Origin of the sequence: Pedobacter sp., assembly GCF_046462515.1 — a bacterium.
Lineage (GTDB): Bacteria > Bacteroidota > Bacteroidia > Sphingobacteriales > Sphingobacteriaceae > Pedobacter.
In genome coordinates this window covers 163,188-186,481 of record NZ_JBKGVD010000009.1, presented here as the reverse complement: position 1 = coordinate 186,481, position 23,294 = coordinate 163,188, and the positions used below count along the sequence as shown (strand labels likewise).

Genomic DNA, 23,294 nt, shown 5'->3' with positions numbered 1-23,294 from the left:
TCAATATAACGTTAAAACATTCCTGTTTAGATTAATGAATATGAACGGCATTTTGCCCCCTTTATTACACCCCTCAGATTAATGATTAATTACTATTTTTGTGCTTTAATATTAAATTGTGGGCAAAGATAAATTAAGAAAGTTTGCAGAGATCAATACGTTTCCTAACGTTTACCAATTAGAAGAAGGCAAACCTTTAAAAGGAAAATGGAGTCGAGACCATTTTAAGAACAATAATCCAATTGTATTGGAACTCGCTTGCGGAAAAGGTGAATATGCCGTTAATCTGGCCAAACTGTTTCCAGAGAAAAACTTTATAGGGATAGACCTGAAAGGGAACCGCATATGGCGTGGTGCCAAAACGGGAGTGGAGGAGAACATTGCCAACCTTGCCTTTTTACGCATACAAATAGAAGATTTACAGGATTACTTTGGCGAAAAAGAAATCGACGAAATATGGATCACTTTTGCAGATCCGCAGCCTCAGATCAGCAGGGAACGCAAACGACTTACCTCGCCTAATTTTTTAGCAAAATATAAGCCTTTGCTACGTAATGGAGCAAAAATAAACCTGAAGACAGATAATGATGGTCTGTATATCTATACAAAAGAAAAAGTTGCTGAATTAGGTTTATTAACACATAAAGATACCGATCATCTTTACCAATCTGATTTAGTAGATGAGGTGCTCTCTATTAAAACGCATTACGAACGGATATATCTTAAAAAAGATAAAAATATCAACTATATTCAATTTTCTTTTAACTAAAGTATCATAACTGAATAAATTCAGCATCTTCTAAAAAGATGCCGGAACAAAGCTCAGGATAAGAAAAGAGAGGGAATAATGGATACCAATTTTTATGAACAGGTTTTTGAAGTTGTACGCCTTGTTCCAAAAGGTAGGGTAACTTCTTACGGTGCTATTGCAAAGGCTTTGGGCGTAGCCAGTTCTTCGAGAATGGTAGGACATGCGATGAGTTATGCCGGCATGTCGCAACCAAAAGTACCCGCACACCGCGTAGTGAACAGTGCCGGGCTGCTTACCGGAAAATTTCATTTTTCGCCGCCTTCTTTAATGGAAGAACTTTTAACCGCCGAAGGGATTATTGTTGAAAAAGATAAAGTAAAGAACTTTAAAAAGGTTTTTTGGGATCCGTTGAAAGAATTGTAGAATACGAAAGTGAAATTTAGATGATGTTCGTGCATATTTAATCACTAAAATTAAAATCATTATATACAAATGGGAAAATTAGCAGAAGAATTTAACACCTATCGTACAAAAATGAACGACAGGATCATGGAAACGTCAAACACCAATATCAAACGTTTTTTTGCCTTAGATACTACCTCTTATGCCGATGGTGCTTTATCTGTTAAAACCAAAGAAATGTTAGGTCTTGTGGCTTCAATGGTGCTACGTTGCGACGACTGCATTAAATACCACTTAGAGAAGTGCTATAATGAGGGTATAAACGATGAGGAAATAAACGAGATTTTTATGATTGCTAATTTAGTAGGTGGATCTATTGTTATTCCTCATTACAGAAGAGCGGTTGAGTTTTGGGACGACCTGAAAAACAACTAAAACTAAGTTATAGATCTTTAAATTAAAAAAATGCGGAGCCACTCAAACTCCGCATTTTTTTAATCGTCAATTTTTGATCGGTTTTATTATTTTTTCTTTTCAAAGATATCTCCAGGATTCCAATGAGGTCTCTCAATATCATTCGCAACCAGATAACCAATGAGGAAATTTAACTGAGCGTATTTTCTACCTGCATCAAAATCAAATATACCGTTTATATCATCCTGCGGTTTGTGGTAATACTTAGCACGCCATTCTTTTACAAACACATCCAAATTGTTTTTACCATCAGCGGTTTTGTTTCCGTATTTAACATGTAATGCCGGAATACCTTCTTTAATAAAACTATACTGATCGCTTCGCACAAACCTGTTTTCATTTGGTTCAGGATCTGGTTCTACAGTTAACCCCATATATGATGCTGCTTCGTTTACAGGATTGATCAGAGTAGAGTGTTCAGCTCCCAACGCTGTTATAGATAACAGGGGAGCAATAATAGTTGGCATATCTGTATTTACATTTGCTACAATCTGGTTAATGTTAACTGTTGGTTTGAGTGCAAAGTATGAAGATCCCAAAAGCCCCATTTCTTCTCCGGTTACCATCAGAATTAAAACCGATCTTTTAGGTTTAGCTTTTAAGCCCGAATAGATCTTAGTAATCTGCAGCAAACTAGCAACACCCGATGCATTATCATGAGCACCGTTATAAATAGAATCTCCCTCAATAGGTTTGCTTATACCTAAATGATCAAGATGTGCACTATGTACTACATATTCTTTTTTTAGTTTAGGGTCTGAGCCTTCAATTTTTCCGGCAACATTATAGGTAATAAAATCGTTGTGGCTTGTTTTATAAGAAGCTTTGATCTTATAGTTTGTTGCGAAAGATTGTGTTTCTCCTTTCTTTAACTTTTCGGTAATAGTTGAAATATCTTTTTCTGCACTATTAAATATTTTTTTAACAGCATTGAAACCTAGCGTACCGGCAATTTTTAAATCTTTTGAACTAAAGCCTGATGAAACCACCAATTCTCCTTTAGGAGTCATTACGGCAATGCTTGGCCTGTTAATCGCCCCTGCAGGAACATTTCTCTGTCTATCTACTGCACTGGCCATAATCACACCAATTGCTCCATGTTGCAATGCATTCTTTTGGATTGTTGCGATATTCATGCTTGCCGAGGCTTCACTTGATGAAAAACTTTCTGGGGCGCCACGCAATACCAGTACAATTTTACCTTTTACATTAAGGTCTTTATAATCATCGTAATTTTTTGTCGGGGCTGTTATGCCATATCCCACAAAAACAACAGCCGCATCAACAGAAGCTTGAGATGCTACAGGATTTGGGCTTAGCGTTATGCCATGCTCTTCAGCTAAATTTTCATTGCTGGTACTTGAGTACAAAGAAGCTGTAAAATCAGGTTCAATTGTAGCACTGCGCATTAAAATAGTTTGTAGCCATGTGCCATTTTCTCCGGCAGGTTTTACACCATTTTTCTTTAGCTCTTCAATAACATAATCTACTGCCATTTTATACCCTGGCGTACCGGGTTTCCTACCCAATAACTTATCATCAGCTAAATAGGTAATATCTGCTTTTATCTGTTTGGCACTTGCAAGTTCTAATGCCGTTGCAACTTCTTTACTTATACGCTCTTGGGCAAATGATGCTTTTGCCAATACCATACAAGAGAATGCGGTAATTAAAATTCTGGTTTTCATAATGCAAATAAGTAAAAAACGAGATTTTCTTAAAGGGATGAACGTAAATTTAGCATAGACATTTCTCAAAAGATTTAATTAATCGGCATTCTTTACAGATTAAAGCATTAAACACTGTGTTTTAAAGAAGAAACCCGATTATGTTTATTTTAAAAAAGATAGGTAACAATTTTCATGACAAGATGATATAGCTATAAAACAACATTATTAACCTTAAAAAACAAGTTATGAAAAAGTTTATTCAAATTCTCGGAGTTTTAGCCCTTGCGCTGGCTACTGTTTTTGCCTGTAAAAAAAGTGGTGAAGAAGTAAAAAAAGAAGAACGCTTTTCTGTAGCAATGAAAGTTGCCGAGGCAAATGGCAACACTGAAAACGCTATCATTATTGGCAGCAAAGCAGAACTGAAAACAGCCTTAAGTGAAAAAGATGCGCCTACTTATGTTAAAAAAGTATCGGCCAGCAATAATGTATTCATACCTATTGTAGATGGCGGAACAGTTGTACCAAACCCGAACAAATTGTGTTGGGATGAAATAGATGCTTATGTAAATGCTCATAAAGCAGAATGGCAGCAACAGGCCAATCAAACCTGTTCTACTGTTTTAGTGTGTGTTACCTGTCCTAAAGCCGGAGTTGGTTTGTACGTGTTATATGCTATAAAACCCACTTCTCCTAAGTGCACTATATATGAAGCCTTTGAAATGCAATTTAACATCTCTGCTTTTAACTTTACAGATAATCAGCTTGAAAGTGAGTCCGTTGCGAGTTTTATTAAAGGAAGGTAACGATAACCGAACACATAAATTTCGCCTTTTAGATTTAGGAAAAAAGCCGGATATACGCTATATCCGGCTTTTGATTTTAAAATAGATCCTAGTATTAGACCACAAAGATAACTCTTCTGACTTTTTAATATTTATATTAATTACATGTCTCTGTCCGAACACTAAACAAAATATTACCAGCTGAAACCGTAGAAATGAACCAAAAAGTAGATGACACATCTTGGCATTCTGCATTAACGGCTGTTCCAGACATTTTAAGGCTATTGTAACCTTTCCCATCATGAGCAGTATACGCTTCACCATATACGGTTACTTTAAACCAATAAGTACCATAAGGAATTTCCATTTCGGCTGTTGTTGGTGAGGTAAAATCATACAAGAGAGCAGAATTATTTTCATTATACACTTCAATTCGGCTAACATATGCACTATTATCAATGGCATTACTACTCACTGAAATATTTGCCTTAGCAGGGCCAACGCATGGTCCATAAATGTTAGCCTGATTCTGTCCATTAGCAATAATATCTGCATCAGCCAAAGCGTCTGCCTCGGCTTGGCTAACATAACTTGCATATTTACGTGGAGGCACAACATATGTATATTCTCCTCCTGTAAGGCCTGTACTGCAATTATTGCGAACAAATGTCTGGCTCTTCAAAGTATTGTAATACCAATAAGTCGTTGGCGGAGCCGTATTAGCTTGACCATAATTGTATTGATAATTCTTTACTATATACCCATCACGGTTTTTAATGTTTTTAAGCCTATTAAATTGGTCATATTCATAAAAAGTATCATTCCCAGTGGGACTGGTTTGACTAGCCAGCCCAACAAGCGGTAAATAAGTATATTTAGTTATATGTATCTTAGGAAAGATTGTTTGTATTGAACCAATAAAGTTGTCAATAGCAGTTTTATCTGGTGATAGTCTCCATTTAAACTCCTGAATTGTACTCGTTCCTAATGCACTCTCTATTTCACTATAAGTAACACCTTTAATTTCAGCTATAGGATATTGATTGGCATAACTCCATAAATAGCTAATCGGTATACCATCTGCTCTTTTTTGTTCGACCAACTTACCAGACTCATAAACAGAGAATACGAGATCTGCTTCATAATTTATAGATTTGGAAAATAGTGTTGGGCTCACTATTAAGCCTTGATAATTAAGCTGTATTTCTAAAGGAAGTTTATAACTGTATATAGTATTTAGTTGCTTATTAAAGTTATACGAATTATAGCGAGCGCCAGTCAATATACGGTCGTTATTTGGAAGGATTTTATAAGTATACTGTTCTATCGGAGCATTTAAGTAATTGGAAATTTGTAGATTTTCGATTGCTATACTTTCTGGTACAGTTGCCGAATTAACAATATAATCAGACACATACTTGGTAGTGATACCGGTTTTCTGCCCATCACTCGATAACGATGTTTCTTCTGAAATCTTTAGATTACGACTGTTATAGGTATAATCTTTAACACTCTCCAAATAATCAGGTCCATTATAGGTTCGTTCTATTGTTTTCTTTAGGTGCACAAAATCAGAATAAGTAGGATAGGTTTCCCAACTTGCTCCTACAACTCCTAAAAACATGTAATCTTCACCAGGCCATTCTATAACCATGTCTGTTGTAGTATTTATATACACCCCCCTTATACCCTTAAAGACCTTTTTCAGGTTCCCTAAGAGGTCTTTCTCATATTCATTAGAGATTGAATGAACCAATTCTTTTCCCGACTGGGTTAATTTAAATACTTTTCTCTCCGTTTCTAATCCTCGTAACCACTGAAAGCTAATTGGCCTGCTTACACTTAGCCCTGAAGATTCTACATCATCATATTCAGAAAAATTAGTAAACTTATACTGGATATACCCATCTCCATTACCTTCGCCATTTATTTCAATAACATTGCTATAGCCCACGCTTTTTCCAGCTTCATCTACCAATGGGTAACTAGATTGGGAATATCTCTTAATACAAGGTACTGGAGCACTTTCATTCATATTAGAAGTATAAGAAACCGTTTCGTAATATCTCGGAAAAAATCTAGATTGTCCACTAGACAAAGAGGGGTTATCCTCCATCACATACTTATATTTTTTCACAGAAGTTAACGATCCGTTTTGGTCATAATTCTGAATTTTCTCAATCCTAAAGCCCCCAACAGCTTGATTAATGGTTTGAAGGTTATTTACAACCGCTTTATTACCTTCAAAATCGAATTCCGTATAGCCTTTAGTCGGATAAGTAATCTTGTTAAGCATTCCTGCCTTCGCAAAATATTCATTAACTTCCCGGTTTCCACCATATAAAACAATAGGTGGTTGGTTAAAAGCGGTATAAGTATACGAAGGGTAAAGCTTGGTATTCCCGTCAGCTCCATTATAATAGCCCCAATGATCTTGAGCTTTTGACATTCGAGAAGGCAGTTCAAGGGTATTATAATCGAATAAATGCGATAATGGATCTGTATGAGATCCATTAGTCGGATATTCATTTATAGACAATAGTTTCAGTCTTGCATTAGGAGACATCAACGGATTTCCGCAGATCGAGCTTAATGAAAGTCCTGCTGTAAAATAGCCGTAAGCCAGGTCATAATCCTTAACCAGCTGGTTATTAGAACTATAAACCTTTACTTCAGTAAGCGCTTTATCATTAGGCAAATCACATCTGTCTAAACCATAAATAAAATTGATGTACCCCCCATCAAATACAATCTTTGTTAGTCTAGTAACCTGATGTACGGGATTTTGCTTATCCCCTCCACCTTCATCAATACTGTACCCAGAGCCTAGAGCAAAATAATGTACTTCTGTTCCCATCGTTTCATACGATAGTGTATGACGCGAATAACTGAAAGCAACGGAGGACTGGTTAATGGGATCCTCTATCGTAGTAAGATACCACGCCGTCTTTACTTCAACTGGATTATCAATACTCCTTGTACTTCGCTCTACATCATTGAAGGTATATACAATTCCGTTTTCATCGGTGATAATAAATTCATCCAAAGTAGAATTTGCTTCTATTTTCAGTTTAGAATATGGGATAGAATAAAACTTCTTATCTTGTTGATGATACATAAATTTACCTGAAAAACCACCAAAATTGAAGTAATAAATATCTGGCTGAGCATCAACTTTAGCTCCCACAATTTTCTTAGTAATTGTATTAAAAGCAGGAGCATTGGCCGAATTATCTCCCATCGCTAAAATAGCTTCTACTGTTTCTGTTGTTGTCAAAAAATTTTCAAATCCAAAATATTCATCATCCGGCATTCCCTGAACCGATCTTGTAATAACACCTCCTGCATTGAGAACCCATCCTAGTCCCACTGATGAAGCAATCTCCTCTACTCTTATACCGCTGGCATTATAAGAAACACCCACTGGCAACTTTATACGACCTGCGTTAATTTCATATAGCGGAACACTGATAGAAGGAATTCCCGTATACATACCTACAGGATATTCTGCTGCTTTACCTAAAGCTGCTGCATTAGGAGAGGCTTGCGTAACTCGATATAACTCTGCCTTAGTAAGGCCTTGCGGAAATGCCGAAGAGAAAGAAATAAGCAGCAATGATAAGAAAAGGACATTTCTCACGATCTTTTCTTTCAGATAAAATTGTTTCTCTCTTATATTTATTTTTTTTGCCTTCTTATATAAAGGTTGGCGAGTAATCCTTGAAAGCGTAGTCTTAAATGTCATATAATAATTTGTTTAATATATTTGATTGTTTGCTGAAATCAAAGCTAATCAATAAGGGAATAAAAACCTCCACTCTAGGAGAAATATTAGAAAAATTCAATACAAAAAATCTATTTTTCTATCTTAAGCCCTGAAATTAAACTCACCATTATGTCCGCTTTGCAATCTAACCCATTAATACGCTGCTCTTGGTGCGGCAACGACGAACTTTATGTAAAATACCATGATCAAGAATGGGGCAAACCCGTTTATGAAGACAAGGTCCTATTTGAATCCCTGGTGCTAGAAAGTGCACAGGCTGGACTAAGCTGGATTACCATTTTACGTAAACGAGAAGGATATAGAAAAGCTTTTGCAAATTTTGATGCGGTAAAAGTTGCAGCCTTTACACCAGAGCAAGCCGAAGCACTTATGCTCAATGATGGGATCATAAAGAACAGGCTAAAAATTAAAGCCACCATCAGCAATGCGCAACATTTCTTACAGGTACAAAAGGAATTTGGTTCTTTTGCCAATTACATTTGGGGTTTTATGCCTGATCAAAAACCTTTAATCAATCATTTTGATGGCAATGCACCTGCAAGCACCCCTATTTCTGATGCCATAGCAAAAGACATGAAGAAAAGAGGATTTAAGTTTTTTGGTTCTACCATTTGTTATGCCTTTATGCAGGCCGTTGGTATGGTAAACGATCACATCCCTTCCTGCAGTTTTAGATAATAAACTTATTATTTCACGGATTCATTATACGATTTAACAAACGCTAATATAATTTTATCATCAAAACTGTCTGTGGCTTTAATTCTTTCTGTCAGGTCTTCATCTCCTGTTAGTTTTTGCAGCAATAATGTTTTAGTAGCCGTTGTTCTCGTTCCATCCGCAAAAATTTCCTGAATAGGGCCACTGCCCGGACGTTCAATAAAATAAGTTGCTTTAATTTTTTGTCTCGTCGTATTTGTTTCGTCGCTATTTCTTCTTCCGCCAAGGTTTATACTTATCCCTCCGCCAACGCCACCTCCAAATCCTCCCGAACCTACGCCTACACCAAAGCTAGGTTTTACTTTAGCCGACGTTTGTTGCTGACGTTCTTCAACTTCAGATGTTACTCCGTAACTATACAGGTTAACCTTGCCGCCTTCAAGCAGTTTAAAAAACCGAACTTCTGCTTTTTTATTAAAAATAATGGGTTTACTTTCATAAGTATCTCCATTCCATAAAAAAGACCTAATATCTTTAGCTTTAAAGGTTTGCATTTCTCCTTCCGTTGTTTTTATCGCTACCGTTTCAAAGTTTGTTCCTTGTATCACTCCCCGTATAAAATTTCCTTCACTAATCAAAACCGCATCCTGAGCATAACTACCCATGCAGATAAACATTAAAAGAATTAATACCGCTCTCATTTTCATATGCTCAAATAACGAATTTTTTTTCATCATCTTACCCAGCAAAATAAGATTTAACTATTTTTAAGACATCGGCTTTTTTTACGTCTTGCTAAAATTTATTTTGTTAGTTTTAATCTCAAGTATTTACTATTAGTAACTTTACCCGTTACACATTTAAAGCAATTTAATTACGACAAAGGTTATGAGCAGCAAAAAATTATTTTTATTGGATGGCATGGCATTAATATACAGAGCGCATTTTGCGCTGAGTAAAAATCCAAGATTTACCTCAACAGGTGTAAACACCTCTGCGGTAATGGGTTTTACCAATACCCTGCTTGAATTGCTGAAAAAAGAAAAACCTACCCATATGGCCGTAGTATTTGATACTGCAGCTCCTACCGAAAGGCATACAGATTTTGAAGCATACAAGGCACACCGTGAGGCTATGCCCGAAGATCTGGCGGCAGCAATACCTTATGTCTTTAAATTAATTGAAGGTTTTAATATTCCGGTAATCACCAAAGATGGTTATGAGGCCGATGATATTATCGGAACCTTAGCCAAAGAGGCCGAGCAAAATGGATATCAGGTGTTTTGCATGACTCCTGATAAGGATTTTGCACAGTTGGTATCTGAAAATATCTTTATTTACAAACCCGCAAGAATGGGCAATGAGGTTGAGATATTAGGTGTAAAAGAAGTGCTGGAAAAATGGGAAATAGAAAGAGTAGATCAGGTTATTGATATATTAGGACTCTGGGGCGATGCTGTGGATAATATTCCGGGAATACCGGGAATAGGTGAGAAAACTGCCAAAGCTTTAATTAAGCAATACGGCAGTATGGAAAACATCTTTGCGCATAGCCACGAGTTAAAAGGCAAGCTACGTGAAAATATTGAGAATTTTAAAGAACAGGGATTAATCTCTAAAAAGTTAGCTACAATCATCTTAAATGTTCCAATCGAGTTCAATGAAAAATCACTTGAAGTAGAAGCACCAGACAAAGATGCGCTGGAACCACTCTTTGCAGAATTAGAATTCAGAACCATAGGCAAAAGAGTTTTCGGAGAGAATTTTTCTGTAAACGAAAGTAAAATGGTTAATATTGCCGTTCAAAAAGATCTGTTCGGCAATGAAATAGAAGTACAGGTTACCAAAGAAACCATTGTAGTACAACCCTCGCTTTTTGACACGCCTGTTGATGCAAAGAACATTCATAATACACCACATGAATACATCTTGATAAAAGATGAAGCAGAAAGGAAAAGTTTAGCCAATTTACTTGCAATACAACCAGCCATCTGTTTTGACACCGAAACTACCGGAACAGACGCAAATCTTACCGAACTTGTAGGCTTATCATTTTCTATTGAGCCGGGTAAAGCTTATTATGTGCCTACGCCTGCAGACAGAGAAGAAACCCTTAGCATTTTAGCCGATTTTAAACCTGTTTTAGAAAATCCACAAATTAAAAAAATAGGACAAAACATTAAATACGATCTTTTAACGCTTAAATGGTATGATATTGAATTGCAGGGTGAGTTGTTTGATACTATGCTTGCACATTACCTCATTGATCCTGATACACGCCATAATATGGATGTTTTATCTGAAAATTATTTAGGTTACACTCCGGTTTCTATTACCTCTCTTATTGGCGCAAAAGGTAAAAACCAAGGTAATATGCGTGATGTAGAGGTAGAAAAAGCAGCCAATTATGCTGCCGAAGATGCAGACATTACCTTGCAACTTGAAAGGGTATTTGCTCCCCTGTTGGTTGAAAAGAATGCAGATAAATTGGCCAAAGAAGTTGAAAACCCTTTGATATACGTTCTGGCCGACATGGAAAAAGAAGGCGTTAAAATTGATATTGAAACCCTTAAAAACTACTCTGTTTCTTTACAGGAAGAAATAGAAAAGGCCGAACTTCGTGTTTATGAAAAAACGGGATTGAGATTTAATCTTGCTTCACCAAAGCAACTTGGCGAAGTGTTATTTGATCATTTAAAATTAGACCCTAAAGCTAAAAAAACCAAAACCGGACAGTACCAGACCGGAGAGGACGTTTTGATAGCCTTAGCCAACAAAAGTGATATTGTTCAGGATATTTTGGATTTCAGGCAAATGCAAAAACTCAAATCTACTTATGTAGATGCGCTGCCTTTAATGGTAAATCCTAAAACCGGACGTGTACATACCAGCTATAACCAGGCAGTAGCTGCAACCGGCCGATTAAGTTCCAATAACCCTAACCTACAAAATATCCCTATCCGTACAGATAGAGGAAGAGAGGTCAGAAAATCATTTATTGCCCGAGACGAAAATCACATTTTGCTTTCAGCCGATTATTCACAAATCGAGTTACGCATTATCGCAGAGATCAGCCAGGAAGAAAATATGTTAGATGCTTTTGCGAAAGGTATAGACATTCACACTGCCACGGCGGCAAAAGTTTACGGAATAAACGTTGAAGATGTTGATTCTACTCAGCGTAGAAACGCCAAAGCCGTGAACTTCGGTATTATCTATGGACAATCGGCATTTGGTTTATCTCAAAATCTGAATATTCCACGCAAGGAAGCCGCAGCCATTATTGATCAGTATTTTATCCAATATCCCGGTATTAAGAAATACATGTCTGATACGATGAATTTTGCTCGCGAAAACGGCTATGTTGAAACCATTATGGGCAGAAGGCGTTACCTTAGAGATATCAATTCGGCCAATGCAACCGTAAGAGGATTTGCAGAACGAAATGCGATCAACGCTCCTATACAGGGTTCGGCGGCAGATATGATTAAAATAGCCATGATCAATATCCATAAAGATATCAAAACAAAAAACCTACAGTCAAAAATGACCATGCAGGTGCATGACGAATTGGTGTTTGATGCCCACATTAGCGAAATTGATCAGCTTAAAGAAATTATTACGCATAGAATGAAAACAGCAATCAAAACCAATGTTCCCATTGTAGTAGAAATTGGCGAAGGAAAAAACTGGCTCGAAGCGCATTAAGAATCATATGATGAAACAATTTTTGTTATATTTTTTTATCATGTTCTCGGTAAGTGCTCTGGCACAACAAGACACCACAACTGTTTATTCAAGACCTGGTTACCTAAAAGATCCTATGCGATCTAAATGGCACATTAAGATTATGCCCAAAAACGGACTTTATCTGGTTTCGTTTTATGATGATCAGGATGTTTTAAAAGAACAGATCCATTTTGAGGATAAGTCTTTATCTGTAAGGCAGGGGCCTTATGCTTTTTATACCGATGGCACCATAAGTACAGAGGGGCAATATGACAAAGGGCATAAAAATGGTGAGTGGAAGCATTTTGAAAAACAAAAGCTTATCCTTTTAGAACATTATAGTTATGGAGTATTAAGTGGCAAATACATTTCATACTGGCCTAATGGCAACATTAAAAAAGAAGGCAGCTATCTCAACGGGAAGAAACACGGCCAATGGATTATGTTGTACCCAAATGGCAAAACAGCTGGCCAGGAAACCTATATAGAGAATGGAGCACTTAGCAATGGACAATATTTTCATGCAGACGGATCTGTAGCAGAAAAAAATACTTTATTTAGAGATGCTTATTATAAAGACGGAGAAGAAGCCTATCTGGCAAAAATCAGTGAGCTGATAAAATACCCGTCATTTGCTGCTAAACAAAAGATGAGTGGCACAGTTAAAGTGTCTTTTACCCTTATGCCAAATAGTGAACTTAAAGATTTTAGAATTGCCGAAAGCAATAACGGCATGTTTAACCGCGAAGCATTAAGAGTAGTTAAAATGCTTAAAAACTGGGAGCCCGCTCTCGAATTTGGAGAAAAGACCGAATCTACTGTTATTGTCCCCATTGTTTTTAAACTCCCCTAACTATCTTTAAAAGAGCTGTTTATTTTAAAATAATTTTTTCATAACTTCATATAATCTTCATTCTGAATGTTCAATTTTATATCATTAAAACATGAAGATATTGTTAAACTAAATCGTCTTAAAAATGAAAAAATTATTGAGTTTAATTGCAATCGCTACTTTAGGTTTAAGTTCAGCTTTTGCACAAACACCAGCTGCTGCTCCTGCAAAGCAAAGCGTAACTGCAGCTAAGAAAGAAGTTAAAAAAGCTGAAACCAAAGCTACCAGTACAAAAGAAGCAGTTAAAAAAGATGTTAAACAAACAGAAGCTAAAGCCACGGCAAAAGTAGCTGACACTAAAAAAGAAGTTAAAAAAGTAGAAGCCAAAGCAGCTACTACAGGCGCTAAGCTTAAAGCAGACGGAACTCCGGATATGCGCTACAAAGCAAACAAAACTGCTTCAGCTCCAGGCCCTAAAAAGAAAGATGGCACACCAGACATGCGCTATAAAGCAAATAAAGAGGCTGCTAAAAAAAACTAACTGGTTAGGTTAAAAATAAAAAAGCTCCGTATCGGAGCTTTTTTATTTTACAATGTTAAAGATCTATGGTTTCTCCTATGCCCGGAAGCAAAAGGGTTTTCTGCGCTCTTTTAAAGCTTTCTAAGGCAAAATTCTTATCAATGGCAATTACCGGAAAAGAATCATAATGAACACCTATAACGGTGTTACATTTTACATAATCAGCGGCTATTGCAGCATCAGCTGGGTCCATGGTATAATTACCCCCTATTGGCAAAATAGCATATTCCAATTGGTACAGTTCTGCCAGTAACTTCATTTCAAGGGTAAGCCCTGTATCTCCGGCATAATAAATCTGTAAATTGTCGGCATCTATTACAAAACCCGCCGGATTACCGCCATAACTTCCATCAGGCAAACTACTTGAGTGCGTAGCCCAAACCATTCTTACAGAACCAAAATCAAACTTGTATTTTCCATAGTTCATTTCATGAACATTTGTTACACCTTGTTTTTCCAGCCAGGTATTGATCTCAGGCATACAAATAACTTTGGCATTGGTACGTTTGGCAATTGAAACCGCATCGCTGATATGATCGGCATGCCCATGACTTAGCAGGATATAATCGGCTTCAATTGAATTCACATCGATAGATTTTGCTAAAGAATTACCCGTAATAAATGGGTCGAACAACAATTTTGCTGTACTGGTTTCCAACAGGAAACAAGACTGGCCGTAATAGGTATATTTCATAAATGATCAATGTTGTTTTTTATCCTTATTTTCCGAATAATCCGCCAAGCCCACCTAACATATCTTTGGTAGCAGCCTGCATTTCTGTTGCGCTCACCTGTTCTGCCTGGCTAAGAGCTTTATTCATTGCCGTCTGCAACAATTCTTCCAACTCTTCCTTATCGGCCTGTTTAAAAAACTCTTCGCTAATATGTATAGCTGTTATTGATTTATTGGCAGTAGCAGTAACTTTAATTGCTCCTCCCTCTACCTCGCCGTAAACGGATATGGTATCTAATCTCTTCTTAATTTCTTCGGCTTTGCTCTGTGCAGCCATCAATTTATCAAACATAAAAATCTCTTATTATAGGTTAAGCGAAATTAACTGAATTTTGTTTTAATTGAAATGAATTAACTGTTCAAAATCTGCTACTGCTCTGCAATAGCAACAATTTGTAATTCAACACGCCTATCATAACGGTCTCCTTTACCTAAAGGGTAATTAGCCATCATACCTTTGTAGCTTAAGCGCTTTTTCTCTATACCCCTGTAAATAAGGTAATCGTAAATAATTTTGGCTCTGGCTTCAGAAAGGTTGCGTTCTCCGGTATCAAAATCAATTACATCTACTCCAGGTGGATTACAACAAATATGCCCCAAAATAGCTATACTATATTTCTTTTTAGCTAATAAAACATCTGCCAGACGTTCTACCACAGGTATAGACTGTTCAAGTATCTGGTGCCTGCTATTCTCAAACAGTACATTTTCAAGAATGATTTTATCTCCTACTTTTAAGGTGTCTGAAAAAATCTCGTTTGCTTTGGCGATTGGCACTGGTGGCAGATATTTAATAATGATATCAACTCTTCTGTTGTTGGCCCGTTCTGCATATACATCTTTTTTATCTTTCAGGGTTATTTTCCCTTTTCCTGTTAGCATCACTATTGCGCTTGGATCAATTCCTTTAGCTAATAAAAGTTGTTGAACATAAGCTGCTCTTTTGTAGGATAAAGTATCGTTATAGCCCTTCCTCCCTACATCATCGCAATAGCCTAAAATTTCTATTTCCTTTATTTTAGTCGTATCCAGTTCACTAATAAATTGCTTTATTAAAGTTTCCTGCTGTATTTCCAGTACGCTTTTATCGGTATCAAAATAAAAGGAATTGATTTTTTGCTGCTGAGCTTTTAACTGCGCAACAAAGATGATTAGTACCAAAAAGAAAGAAAAAGCTTTCTTAAAGCTCATACTTACATTAAGTTAGTTACATAAATATGATAAAAAAGCCCGAAAAAGCAAACAAATAATGATTTCTTTACATAAATATGCAAAGCATTATAATCTGCTTAAAGGTAGGTAACCTATAACTGGTTCATCTTCTTGCTGACCTGGTATTGGGGTAATCTTTATTTGATATGTGGCTTTATCCTGTTCACACAAAATATCTGCAATCTCAAAAATATCATCTACATCTACTCCGTATTTATCATCTATGTGCGAAACAGCACCTTCAAATCCGTAATGCTGATAAAAAGCGGTTTCTTTTGCCTGTTTGGTAGCCTCAGCTTTTCCGGTTGCAACGCTCAGGAATTTGTAATGAAACTCTTCAAAAATATGCTCCTTATAGCCTCCCAAATTCAGAAAGAACAATTTTTCTGCATGTACTACAGCCTGATTTCGAGGTACAATTTCAATGGCAAAATCATTAACACGGGTTATTTCGCGATAGGCATCAATATGTATTTTTCCATTAGCCTCCGGCCAGAAAGCATTTATCTTAGGAACCAGGCTCTTGAGATCTGCCGCTATACCAAAAAATATATCATGCTGCTCTGTATGCCTATCTTCAGGTTTACAGCCAAGCATAATCATAAAAAGTTTTACCTGATCTTTCATTTGTAACGGTATTGTTTAAAATATGATATTCTGAAACTTTATAGCAATATTAGAAGTTATGGAATTATAATGCTAATATATGTTTTTACAGCAAAAACCATTAGACGGCGGCATGTTATATACCGAAACTAATTTAAAGCAGGCTTTTCCTGAGCCTTTAAATGCCCTTACCGCCTTTATTTTTCTGCTTATTGCCATTTACTGGTCTTTTAAAATCCACAAGAAATACAAAGAGCATCTTTTTTTAAGTTTTTGCATCTTGTTACTGTATATAGGTGGCATAGGCGGAAGTATTTACCACGCCTTCAGAAAATGGCATGTATTCATTTTAATGGACTGGATACCCATTATGATCTTATGCGTTGCTGCCGGAATTTATTTCATGCTGCAGTTGATGCGCTGGTATTATGTTGTTCTGGTAATAGGAGTGTATTTGATTTTACGCTATTTGCTAAGATGGTTTATCAGTATAGAAGACCGGCAGCTTTTTATTAATATTAATTATGCAGCTATGGCGGGTCTGGTATTTTTCTCTGTGCTCAGTTATTTAATTTATACCCGCTGGAAAAATGTGAAATGGGTTATTGCTGCTGTAGGCGCTTTTATTGCCGCATTAACTTTTAGAATTGCCGATGGTTGGGGCTGGTTAAGTAACGGCACCCATTTTTTATGGCATATAATGGGAGCTATTGCATGTTTTTGTATGTTCAGCTATATTTATTTAACAGAAAATAACCAGTTAGAATCTTAAACCTGAGCTGATAATATTTCTATCAGTTCTTCACAGCGTTCTTCTATCTGCTTACAAACCGGTTCAAATAAGGCATTGTCAAAATAAGGGTCTGTAACGCTTTGCTGATCTGCCAGAAATAAGCTTATTTTATTTTTGCTTTCCTCATCATACAAAAGGCTTTGCACATCTCTCAGATTGTTATGGTCCATCACAAAAATATGATCATAGTAAGCCCGCATTTCAAATGTAAGCTGCTGCGCTCTTTGCTTAGAGATATCATAACCCAAGGCTTTAGCCGCAGCAATGCCCCTGCGATCGGGAGCCTGCCCGATATGCCAGTTGCCCGTACCTGCCGATGCGATTTCCCAGTTTAAGCCTCTTTCAAGCACTTTTGCCCGCATTATACCTTCTGCAAGTGGCGATCGGCATATATTGCCCAGACAAACCATTAATATTCTTTTCTCCGGTTCCATTTTAACTTTCTTCGTTAAAGAATATTTTGTAATAATTCATATCCTTCTCTCCGTCATATCCTTTTTCTATAAGCTGTTTGTTGCCGTGGATGTAAACGTGAAAGTTCTTATCTAACTTTAATACGCTCTTAAAATCTTTGGCTTGCTTTTTAACCGCCGCATTAGAAATATCAAAGGTATCGGCAATTGGGGTTTCAAACTCCTGCTCGTAACTTTGTTTGTAGTCTTTAAAGAGTGCGATCCCTTCGGGGTTTGCGATTACCTCATTTGCAAATTCATCCAGATCAAAGCTTTCTTTTTCTTTAAAGTATTTCATTGAGCGGTTAAGCAGATCTATTTTATCGGTCTTTTCTACTTCAAATTCTTCATCCAGCTTTTCGGTTACAAATGATTTATAAACGCCTAATATATTCTGGGTCTGGTTAAAGTTATCGTTACGCACCTTCAGTTTTAAAAACTCATCTTTCCAGTAAACCGCTTCTCCGTTTCTGTTGGTCTGGTCAATTACCGCTACTTTATACCCTTCTTCTTTTTCAGTGTTGAAAATAAGACATCCCTTATCTAATTTATTGATATTGATAGCTTCCTGTTCATAGCTGATGGTAAATCCGTTTTGTGCGGGCGATACCTTTAAATAGCTTTCTTTGGTTTCTGATTTAAAAATACCAATGGCATCATGCAAATCGCCCTCTATCTGAACATTTTCAAAATAGACCACATACACTTCTCCCGATTTTATTTTAGGGTGGTTAGAAATTTCATATAAATAGGTGGCTATTTTCTTGCTGTTCTCATGAAACAATTCTCCATTGTTAAAAACTTCTTCAGCAAAATGAAAAATCTCATTTAACGACAAATCATTGTTGGGATGCGTAAAGCGATATATTTCATTTATTTTTTGATAGGGCGCCAAAAAATACTGCTTCAATAACTGGTTAAGCAGTTCGTCCTGTATGTGCATAGATTTATCTGACAGCACATAAAATTCATCCTGCTGTTTATTGCCTACGCGATGTACTGAAAGTTCTGAAAGTGACGCTTCAAAAAATGATACCATAATAAAAATACCTGAAGCGCAAAGAAACGATTTTATCCTGAAGAAAAAACAGCTATATGAGGATAATCCTGATATAGCTGTTAATATTGCTTAAATTATTGATTGGGGATTATTTGTTTTTCTCCAAACGTTCAACCCGCTTGTATAATTCCTGAATTGCTTTATCCTTTTCTATCAGGTGCAGGGTAAGTTCTTCTATCTTCTTCAAGAGGATTTTGTTCATTTCTCCTAATTCTACCCCGTTTTGTTCTGCCTCTTGTGCCGAAGGTACTTCTGGTAAATGTTTATTCTTTTTAATGAACTGCTCTATTTCTGGCAATGATTTAGGCAGATAATTATCAGAGAATACGTAATCAGGCCAGTTGGCGGTTTCTACCTTAATCTCTTTTGCTCTTATTTTACCGTTTACAGATAGTTTTTCTGATGGGGTTAATGTGCCTATACCTACGTTTCCATTGGTTTTTAATGTCATTACATCGTTCCAGTACCCCGCTGTAAGCGTAAGGTCATGTTGGCTTTCTGTCCCTATTTTCCCATTATATAATGGGTGAGCAAACATTCCTACTTTTACTCCGCCACCAGAGGTAACCAAAAATTTTGCCTCATCCTGACTATGCAATTGCATTACTTTGTGCCAACCTTGATCATTATCTACATTTTCTATACCAATAGGGATGTGCCCATTAGTTTCTAACAACACCTTAGACCATGTTTGAGAGGGTAAGTTATTTGTGGTACGAAACCACAACTCCTGATTATAAAACCTTGATGCAAATTGCATTGCATAATTATTTGTGGTATTAGAATGTCTTACATCTAACATATGCCACCAAGTAGCCGGAGTATTAATCGGGTAGTTAGTAGGGTTTCCGGTTTCAAAAAACCCTGACGTAGCACCGGCATCACCTCTTAGGCCGGCATTATCTCTGGTTTGTGTAGTTTGTGCATAAACACTGCATATGCTTAAGCTAAAAACCAGCGTTTTTATAAGCTTCTTCATTTAGATTATTTGTTGGAATTAATTTGCTGCGAATTTAGGTATTTTAATTATTATTGGCTTAAAACTATGGACAATTTAATCATTTAAAGACCGCTTAATTTCTAAACCCTGTCTTTGCTGAAAGAGTTTTCTGTTATCATCAGCCTCGAAAAAAAAGAATAGGTATATTTTACCTTGGTATCCGGAAACGCTTTTTTCAAGGTTTCATCCAGGTCCTGTCCCAACAAGCTATTTAAAACAATCGTTTTCTCTTCTTTTAGATCTATGGCTATATAATAATAATATTCGTTATGTGAAAACGTATAGGCCCCTGCGCTCTTTTTAACATGCTGCATTGTGGCATAGATCTCTATCAAATCGATTTCATCAGAAGTATAGGTCTTGCCGTTTACGATTATCATGTTTTCCTGTAAAACAACAACCATATTTTCAGCATATTTTAAGTAATTTTTATAGAGAAGAATTACTGGGAGGATGTAAAAAGGAAAGAAGACCACAAGCAATAAGGACAGAGGGATAAATATATTTTTTTCAAATAAAAAACAAAAAAAACTACTGAGCATATTAATATCATTAAAGAATGAAAAAGCCCCTTCAATGATTGTATTTTTGTGTTTTTTGTTAATTTAAACCTATGATGTACACGCGGCACGCGTTCGCCAGCGAGGGCTTCAAAAAATGATACCATATTTAAAATACCTGAAGCGCAAAGAAACGATTTTATCCTGAAGAAAAAACAGCTACATGAGCTTATTGGTTTTAAAGAGACCAAATATTTTATACTCAATCATTAATTTAACGCTCTTTATTTATATAGCATACTTAGTTCTTGGTATATTTCTTAAATTGATTTTCCAAAAGCTCTTCGCCCATTTTTATATCTAGAATCTCCACTGCGTCCTTTTCAATTTTTACAATTGCATATTCAATCCTTGAGATTTCTTTTTTGTACGGAACATCATACGCTTCATTAAAATCTTTGATTATTAAAATGTATCCATTTTTATAAAAAGACCTAATATGTTCCGCTTCAGGTTGTAAAGAAAAAACCTTGATTAAATAAGTCTTGTTTTTATGCTGAATTAAAAGAAAGCCTTCTTCTTTACCTACTGCACTTTGAGAGTGCCCTTGCAACGAAATTAAATGAACCGGATACCCAGAAATTCTGAAACTTCCATTATAATTGAGCTCTGCATCAACCTGAAGAGCCTTAATATACTTTTCTATTGCTGATTTTTCATTACACAAACCAAAAAGCTTAGCTTTTGGATCATCAAAGTTGATACTATCGGTAACTTCAACCGAATGAAACACATTTTTTGCAATATTACAATCTCCGGCACTTTGAGTTATGATTTCGACAAGATTACTATTATAGTTCCATACAGATTTTTCTGTTGAACAAGACATTAGCATCGTTATCATTAAACAGAACATATAGTCGAAAGCAATCTTTAATCTCTTTATAATCATAGATTCTATATCGGAAAGCAGTTTTATAAAAGTATAATTTTATTTTCTTTTATGTACTTATACAGCGTGTCCTGTACCTTTTTAAAGCTCTCATTATTTTCTAAAACACTCATAAGGTCATCTCGAAATTTGATAATTCTTTTCGTTTCCATATTATTTCCACTAGTCAGCCTATCACTAATCGTGATATTTGCCTGAGTTTTTCCTTTTATATTAACCGATATTATTAAATCGATGGGCGGCATTACAGGCAATTCTTCACAGAATACTTTATCTCCATAAAAATCATATATCTTATTTTTGATATAAGAATTCTTAATTGATTGTTCTTCTTTTTTTGTTAGGATTAGGCTATCCTTGTATTTCATTATCTCAATTTTTGTTTCTCTTGAATTGAAGTCTATCTCAATCCAATGATTGAGATGAAATCTAAGATTATATAAAGATTGATCATATTTTTCATGGCAACTCCATAAAAGCATAAAGCTTATTATAATTGCTGTTCTAATTATTTTAGTCATGATCATAGTATCTAAACACACCCTCTAATTAGTTTCATCTCTTTATAAACACAAGTGATTATCTATAAATAGGTTTATTAAAAACACTTACCCTGACATTGTTTTTATCATAGAAATAACAGAACTCCTGCGTGTCAGCTATTTCAGCTTTCACTTTATATGATCGCTCAAATTTTTCACTTCTGAAATTTCGCTCAAAACTCGTTTTTGATTTTGGCAATAAAACAATACTGTTAATTTCAATCAGCTGTATGATATCTTCTTTTTCTATTTTAGAAAAGTTATCGTCTGAAAAATTTTCCATAAACAAATTCACTGCAAATTGGGTAGCCATTCTCTCTTTTTGCTTCATTACATTTGCTTCATCATAACAAACAGTAGATATAAATCGTTGATCATTTAAAGGGGGTGGAAATGCACATACAGTTGAAAGAGCCTCTTCTTCACGCACACTTGATGCATTATCTTTTACACTTATACGTATTTGTTTTTCGGAAAGATATATGGTATCCGAGCTTTTATTCTCTATGCAGAAAAACAAAAGATGGTTCATTTTACTTTTAGGATTCGTAGCAAACCCAATATAGGAAAAATGTACTTTTTCACTCAAAGTCTTTTTACAACTCATGGCTATACTACCAACAAATATGAGTGAAAATAACATTTGCTTTTTCATGCTTTCATTTTGGTTTTCATATGTTTGGGATGACTATTTATTCGTTTTTCCATAAAACAGTTCTTCACTTAAGGAACCGTAAAGCAAACAATAAAGTTAAGGTCTAATCTTAGGGAACTCAATAAGTAATCTAAATCTACTCTCCAAAAATCTAATTCATATAGTTCCTCTTTATTATGAGTAAAAAGAAATTTCAATACCCAAATCTAATATGGAGCATAGTTCTACCAATTCTTTTGGAAAATAAGCCCCATGAACAGCATCTTGTTTACTTTGATAATGAACTCCAAAATTTATGGTAGAAAAGTCAATATTGGGAAAGCTTTTCACTATTTCTAATCTTTTTTTGTTTTCTCTCAAAAATCTTATAGCATCACTTATTTGCTCTTGTAAGTCAAAATCTTCATTTTTACTTATTGGCAAGGTAATACTCGAATAGTCTCTAATTCTTTTCCCTATTTTTTCTCCTTTATATTTAATAGTGATGTTCTCTAGCCCTATCCTTAAAGACAATTTATTAACATCTAAATTTTTACCTAAAATACATACTATACATCTCATATTTCTAGCTTTTATGGAATAGGAATAAGATTTCTCGGTGGAAAAATTCTTGATCCTTTACATATTTATCATTTTGAAAATCAATGTATAAGTTTATAGTTATCTTGGTTAGAACTTACGTTATATATTTTTAGCATTGACATATAAAAGTTAGAATAAGAACTATGTACTCCAAACCTAACAGCAGTACTATAAGAATATTTATAGACTGTATTTTCTGAAAAATTACTATTGCATGAAGAACCGAATTTCATGGTTATTTCTACATTAGCGTCGGCTAAAAAATGTTAAACATATAAATCTACATCAAAATGCACATTTAACTTCCCAAAAATACCATTATACTCATCTCCCAAATGAACCCAAGGGGTACTTTCCCTCTTTAGCGCAAGTCTTCGTGCCATAGACCGAGCCATGGCCCGACTTGTGCTTTAGCTACAATAGCGCTATCTCCTAACAGGCACAAGTCATCATACTCTAAAACCCAAATCACAAGACTTGCGCCAAACTGGGTGTGAAGAGCAAGCGCTTAATGCTACAACAAATTAAAGATATCTTGATGCT

At 35.7% G+C, this 23,294-nt stretch carries 24 protein-coding genes; 9 read left to right on the top strand and 15 right to left on the bottom strand.

Annotation, left to right across the window (positions count from 1 at the left end; genetic code table 11):
• Positions 1-118: 118 nt before the first annotated feature.
• The 3 genes from trmB to ACLHG9_RS12695 all read left to right on the top strand — a co-directional run bounded on the left by trmB (position 119) and on the right by ACLHG9_RS12695 (position 1,588).
• A complete protein-coding gene (gene trmB, locus ACLHG9_RS12705) occupies positions 119-769 on the top strand; it encodes a tRNA (guanosine(46)-N7)-methyltransferase TrmB (RefSeq protein WP_410221874.1) in 651 nt (216 codons plus the stop codon).
• A 78-nt stretch (positions 770-847) separates the two neighbouring features.
• Entirely contained in the window at positions 848-1,174 is a 327-nt protein-coding gene (locus tag ACLHG9_RS12700; protein ID WP_410221873.1) for an MGMT family protein, read from the top strand.
• A 69-nt stretch (positions 1,175-1,243) separates the two neighbouring features.
• On the top strand, positions 1,244-1,588 hold the full coding sequence (locus ACLHG9_RS12695) for a carboxymuconolactone decarboxylase family protein (protein ID WP_410221872.1): 345 nt from the start codon (positions 1,244-1,246) through the stop codon (positions 1,586-1,588).
• Positions 1,589-1,674: 86 nt separating this feature from the next.
• Here ACLHG9_RS12695 and ACLHG9_RS12690 read toward each other — a convergent pair whose 3' ends face one another.
• Positions 1,675-3,315 carry a M28 family peptidase gene (locus tag ACLHG9_RS12690; protein ID WP_410221871.1) on the bottom strand — a complete coding sequence of 547 codons (1,641 nt, stop codon included), beginning with the start codon at positions 3,313-3,315 and terminating at the stop codon, positions 1,675-1,677.
• A gap of 227 nt (positions 3,316-3,542) precedes the next feature.
• Between ACLHG9_RS12690 and ACLHG9_RS12685 the strand changes: the two genes are divergently transcribed.
• Positions 3,543-4,100 carry a hypothetical protein gene (locus ACLHG9_RS12685; RefSeq protein WP_410221870.1) on the top strand — a complete coding sequence of 186 codons (558 nt, stop codon included), beginning with the start codon at positions 3,543-3,545 and terminating at the stop codon, positions 4,098-4,100.
• Positions 4,101-4,236: 136 nt separating this feature from the next.
• Here ACLHG9_RS12685 and ACLHG9_RS12680 read toward each other — a convergent pair whose 3' ends face one another.
• Positions 4,237-7,824 (bottom strand): DUF5977 domain-containing protein, encoded by a 3,588-nt coding sequence (locus tag ACLHG9_RS12680; protein WP_410221869.1) that lies wholly within the window; start codon positions 7,822-7,824, stop codon positions 4,237-4,239.
• Between the two features lie 150 nt (positions 7,825-7,974).
• Here ACLHG9_RS12680 and ACLHG9_RS12675 point away from each other — a divergent pair, with 150 nt between their 5' ends.
• Positions 7,975-8,544 (top strand): DNA-3-methyladenine glycosylase I, encoded by a 570-nt coding sequence (locus ACLHG9_RS12675; RefSeq protein WP_410221868.1) that lies wholly within the window; start codon positions 7,975-7,977, stop codon positions 8,542-8,544.
• An 8-nt stretch (positions 8,545-8,552) separates the two neighbouring features.
• On the opposite strand, the gene ACLHG9_RS12670 is transcribed toward ACLHG9_RS12675, so the two are convergent.
• Positions 8,553-9,224 carry a hypothetical protein gene (locus ACLHG9_RS12670; protein ID WP_410221867.1) on the bottom strand — a complete coding sequence of 224 codons (672 nt, stop codon included), beginning with the start codon at positions 9,222-9,224 and terminating at the stop codon, positions 8,553-8,555.
• Between the two features lie 187 nt (positions 9,225-9,411).
• Here ACLHG9_RS12670 and polA point away from each other — a divergent pair, with 187 nt between their 5' ends.
• From polA to ACLHG9_RS12655, 3 genes are all read left to right on the top strand, one after another.
• Positions 9,412-12,231 carry a DNA polymerase I gene (polA, locus tag ACLHG9_RS12665; protein WP_410221866.1) on the top strand — a complete coding sequence of 940 codons (2,820 nt, stop codon included), beginning with the start codon at positions 9,412-9,414 and terminating at the stop codon, positions 12,229-12,231.
• Positions 12,232-12,238: 7 nt separating this feature from the next.
• Positions 12,239-13,105: a TonB family protein gene (locus ACLHG9_RS12660; RefSeq protein WP_410221865.1), complete on the top strand. Its 867-nt coding sequence runs from the start codon at positions 12,239-12,241 to the stop codon at positions 13,103-13,105.
• A 124-nt stretch (positions 13,106-13,229) separates the two neighbouring features.
• Complete coding sequence (locus ACLHG9_RS12655; protein WP_410221864.1) at positions 13,230-13,625, top strand: hypothetical protein; 396 nt, start codon at positions 13,230-13,232, stop codon at positions 13,623-13,625.
• 55 nt (positions 13,626-13,680) lie between these two features.
• Here ACLHG9_RS12655 and ACLHG9_RS12650 read toward each other — a convergent pair whose 3' ends face one another.
• The 4 genes from ACLHG9_RS12650 to ACLHG9_RS12635 form a co-directional block, all read right to left on the bottom strand.
• Positions 13,681-14,358 (bottom strand): metal-dependent hydrolase, encoded by a 678-nt coding sequence (locus tag ACLHG9_RS12650; RefSeq protein ID WP_410221863.1) that lies wholly within the window; start codon positions 14,356-14,358, stop codon positions 13,681-13,683.
• 25 nt (positions 14,359-14,383) lie between these two features.
• Positions 14,384-14,689 (bottom strand): YbaB/EbfC family nucleoid-associated protein, encoded by a 306-nt coding sequence (locus tag ACLHG9_RS12645; RefSeq protein ID WP_410221862.1) that lies wholly within the window; start codon positions 14,687-14,689, stop codon positions 14,384-14,386.
• 77 nt (positions 14,690-14,766) lie between these two features.
• Positions 14,767-15,588 carry an OmpA family protein gene (locus ACLHG9_RS12640; protein ID WP_410221861.1) on the bottom strand — a complete coding sequence of 274 codons (822 nt, stop codon included), beginning with the start codon at positions 15,586-15,588 and terminating at the stop codon, positions 14,767-14,769.
• Between the two features lie 87 nt (positions 15,589-15,675).
• The gene (locus tag ACLHG9_RS12635; protein WP_410221860.1) at positions 15,676-16,236 is read right to left on the bottom strand and encodes a DUF1543 domain-containing protein; all 561 of its coding nucleotides are present in this window, start codon (positions 16,234-16,236) and stop codon (positions 15,676-15,678) included.
• A 79-nt stretch (positions 16,237-16,315) separates the two neighbouring features.
• On the opposite strand from ACLHG9_RS12635, the gene ACLHG9_RS12630 reads away from it, so the two are divergent.
• A complete protein-coding gene (locus ACLHG9_RS12630) occupies positions 16,316-16,987 on the top strand; it encodes a hypothetical protein (RefSeq protein ID WP_410221859.1) in 672 nt (223 codons plus the stop codon).
• On the opposite strand, the gene ACLHG9_RS12625 is transcribed toward ACLHG9_RS12630, so the two are convergent.
• The 8 genes from ACLHG9_RS12625 to ACLHG9_RS12590 form a co-directional block, all read right to left on the bottom strand.
• Positions 16,984-17,442 carry a low molecular weight protein-tyrosine-phosphatase gene (locus tag ACLHG9_RS12625; protein ID WP_410221858.1) on the bottom strand — a complete coding sequence of 153 codons (459 nt, stop codon included), beginning with the start codon at positions 17,440-17,442 and terminating at the stop codon, positions 16,984-16,986. The two genes, ACLHG9_RS12630 and ACLHG9_RS12625, sit on opposite strands and share 4 nt — an antisense overlap.
• Before the next feature lies 1 nt (position 17,443).
• Positions 17,444-18,499 carry a nucleoid-associated protein gene (locus ACLHG9_RS12620; RefSeq protein WP_410221857.1) on the bottom strand — a complete coding sequence of 352 codons (1,056 nt, stop codon included), beginning with the start codon at positions 18,497-18,499 and terminating at the stop codon, positions 17,444-17,446.
• Positions 18,500-18,608: 109 nt separating this feature from the next.
• On the bottom strand, positions 18,609-19,499 hold the full coding sequence (locus ACLHG9_RS12615) for a hypothetical protein (RefSeq protein WP_410221856.1): 891 nt from the start codon (positions 19,497-19,499) through the stop codon (positions 18,609-18,611).
• Between the two features lie 101 nt (positions 19,500-19,600).
• Complete coding sequence (locus tag ACLHG9_RS12610; protein WP_410221855.1) at positions 19,601-19,924, bottom strand: hypothetical protein; 324 nt, start codon at positions 19,922-19,924, stop codon at positions 19,601-19,603.
• Between the two features lie 397 nt (positions 19,925-20,321).
• A complete protein-coding gene (locus tag ACLHG9_RS12605; RefSeq protein WP_410221854.1) occupies positions 20,322-20,909 on the bottom strand; it encodes a hypothetical protein in 588 nt (195 codons plus the stop codon).
• Positions 20,910-20,995: 86 nt separating this feature from the next.
• A complete protein-coding gene (locus ACLHG9_RS12600) occupies positions 20,996-21,493 on the bottom strand; it encodes a hypothetical protein (protein ID WP_410221853.1) in 498 nt (165 codons plus the stop codon).
• A gap of 58 nt (positions 21,494-21,551) precedes the next feature.
• Positions 21,552-22,169: a hypothetical protein gene (locus ACLHG9_RS12595; protein ID WP_410221852.1), complete on the bottom strand. Its 618-nt coding sequence runs from the start codon at positions 22,167-22,169 to the stop codon at positions 21,552-21,554.
• Between the two features lie 174 nt (positions 22,170-22,343).
• On the bottom strand, positions 22,344-22,730 hold the full coding sequence (locus tag ACLHG9_RS12590; RefSeq protein WP_410221851.1) for a hypothetical protein: 387 nt from the start codon (positions 22,728-22,730) through the stop codon (positions 22,344-22,346).
• Between the last annotated feature and the right edge of the window lie 564 nt (positions 22,731-23,294).

Excerpts from the sequence above, each read along its gene's own strand:
- ACLHG9_RS12700 (WP_410221873.1), top strand. The coding sequence starts at position 848 with ATGGATACCAATTTTTATGAACAGGTTTTTGAAGTTGTACGCCTTGTT.
- ACLHG9_RS12695 (WP_410221872.1), top strand. The coding sequence starts at position 1,244 with ATGGGAAAATTAGCAGAAGAATTTAACACCTATCGTACAAAAATGAAC.
- ACLHG9_RS12690 (WP_410221871.1), bottom strand. The coding sequence starts at position 3,315 with ATGAAAACCAGAATTTTAATTACCGCATTCTCTTGTATGGTATTGGCA.
- ACLHG9_RS12685 (WP_410221870.1), top strand. The coding sequence starts at position 3,543 with ATGAAAAAGTTTATTCAAATTCTCGGAGTTTTAGCCCTTGCGCTGGCT.
- ACLHG9_RS12680 (WP_410221869.1), bottom strand. The coding sequence starts at position 7,824 with ATGACATTTAAGACTACGCTTTCAAGGATTACTCGCCAACCTTTATAT.
- ACLHG9_RS12675 (WP_410221868.1), top strand. The coding sequence starts at position 7,975 with ATGTCCGCTTTGCAATCTAACCCATTAATACGCTGCTCTTGGTGCGGC.
- ACLHG9_RS12670 (WP_410221867.1), bottom strand. The coding sequence starts at position 9,224 with ATGAGAGCGGTATTAATTCTTTTAATGTTTATCTGCATGGGTAGTTAT.
- polA (WP_410221866.1), top strand. The coding sequence starts at position 9,412 with ATGAGCAGCAAAAAATTATTTTTATTGGATGGCATGGCATTAATATAC.
- ACLHG9_RS12660 (WP_410221865.1), top strand. The coding sequence starts at position 12,239 with ATGATGAAACAATTTTTGTTATATTTTTTTATCATGTTCTCGGTAAGT.
- ACLHG9_RS12655 (WP_410221864.1), top strand. The coding sequence starts at position 13,230 with ATGAAAAAATTATTGAGTTTAATTGCAATCGCTACTTTAGGTTTAAGT.
- ACLHG9_RS12650 (WP_410221863.1), bottom strand. The coding sequence starts at position 14,358 with ATGAAATATACCTATTACGGCCAGTCTTGTTTCCTGTTGGAAACCAGT.
- ACLHG9_RS12645 (WP_410221862.1), bottom strand. The coding sequence starts at position 14,689 with ATGTTTGATAAATTGATGGCTGCACAGAGCAAAGCCGAAGAAATTAAG.
- ACLHG9_RS12640 (WP_410221861.1), bottom strand. The coding sequence starts at position 15,588 with ATGAGCTTTAAGAAAGCTTTTTCTTTCTTTTTGGTACTAATCATCTTT.
- ACLHG9_RS12635 (WP_410221860.1), bottom strand. The coding sequence starts at position 16,236 with ATGAAAGATCAGGTAAAACTTTTTATGATTATGCTTGGCTGTAAACCT.
- ACLHG9_RS12630 (WP_410221859.1), top strand. The coding sequence starts at position 16,316 with ATGTTTTTACAGCAAAAACCATTAGACGGCGGCATGTTATATACCGAA.
- ACLHG9_RS12625 (WP_410221858.1), bottom strand. The coding sequence starts at position 17,442 with ATGGAACCGGAGAAAAGAATATTAATGGTTTGTCTGGGCAATATATGC.
- ACLHG9_RS12620 (WP_410221857.1), bottom strand. The coding sequence starts at position 18,499 with ATGGTATCATTTTTTGAAGCGTCACTTTCAGAACTTTCAGTACATCGC.
- ACLHG9_RS12615 (WP_410221856.1), bottom strand. The coding sequence starts at position 19,499 with ATGAAGAAGCTTATAAAAACGCTGGTTTTTAGCTTAAGCATATGCAGT.
- ACLHG9_RS12610 (WP_410221855.1), bottom strand. The coding sequence starts at position 19,924 with ATGGTTGTTGTTTTACAGGAAAACATGATAATCGTAAACGGCAAGACC.
- ACLHG9_RS12605 (WP_410221854.1), bottom strand. The coding sequence starts at position 20,909 with ATGTCTTGTTCAACAGAAAAATCTGTATGGAACTATAATAGTAATCTT.
- ACLHG9_RS12600 (WP_410221853.1), bottom strand. The coding sequence starts at position 21,493 with ATGACTAAAATAATTAGAACAGCAATTATAATAAGCTTTATGCTTTTA.
- ACLHG9_RS12595 (WP_410221852.1), bottom strand. The coding sequence starts at position 22,169 with ATGAAAAAGCAAATGTTATTTTCACTCATATTTGTTGGTAGTATAGCC.
- ACLHG9_RS12590 (WP_410221851.1), bottom strand. The coding sequence starts at position 22,730 with ATGAGATGTATAGTATGTATTTTAGGTAAAAATTTAGATGTTAATAAA.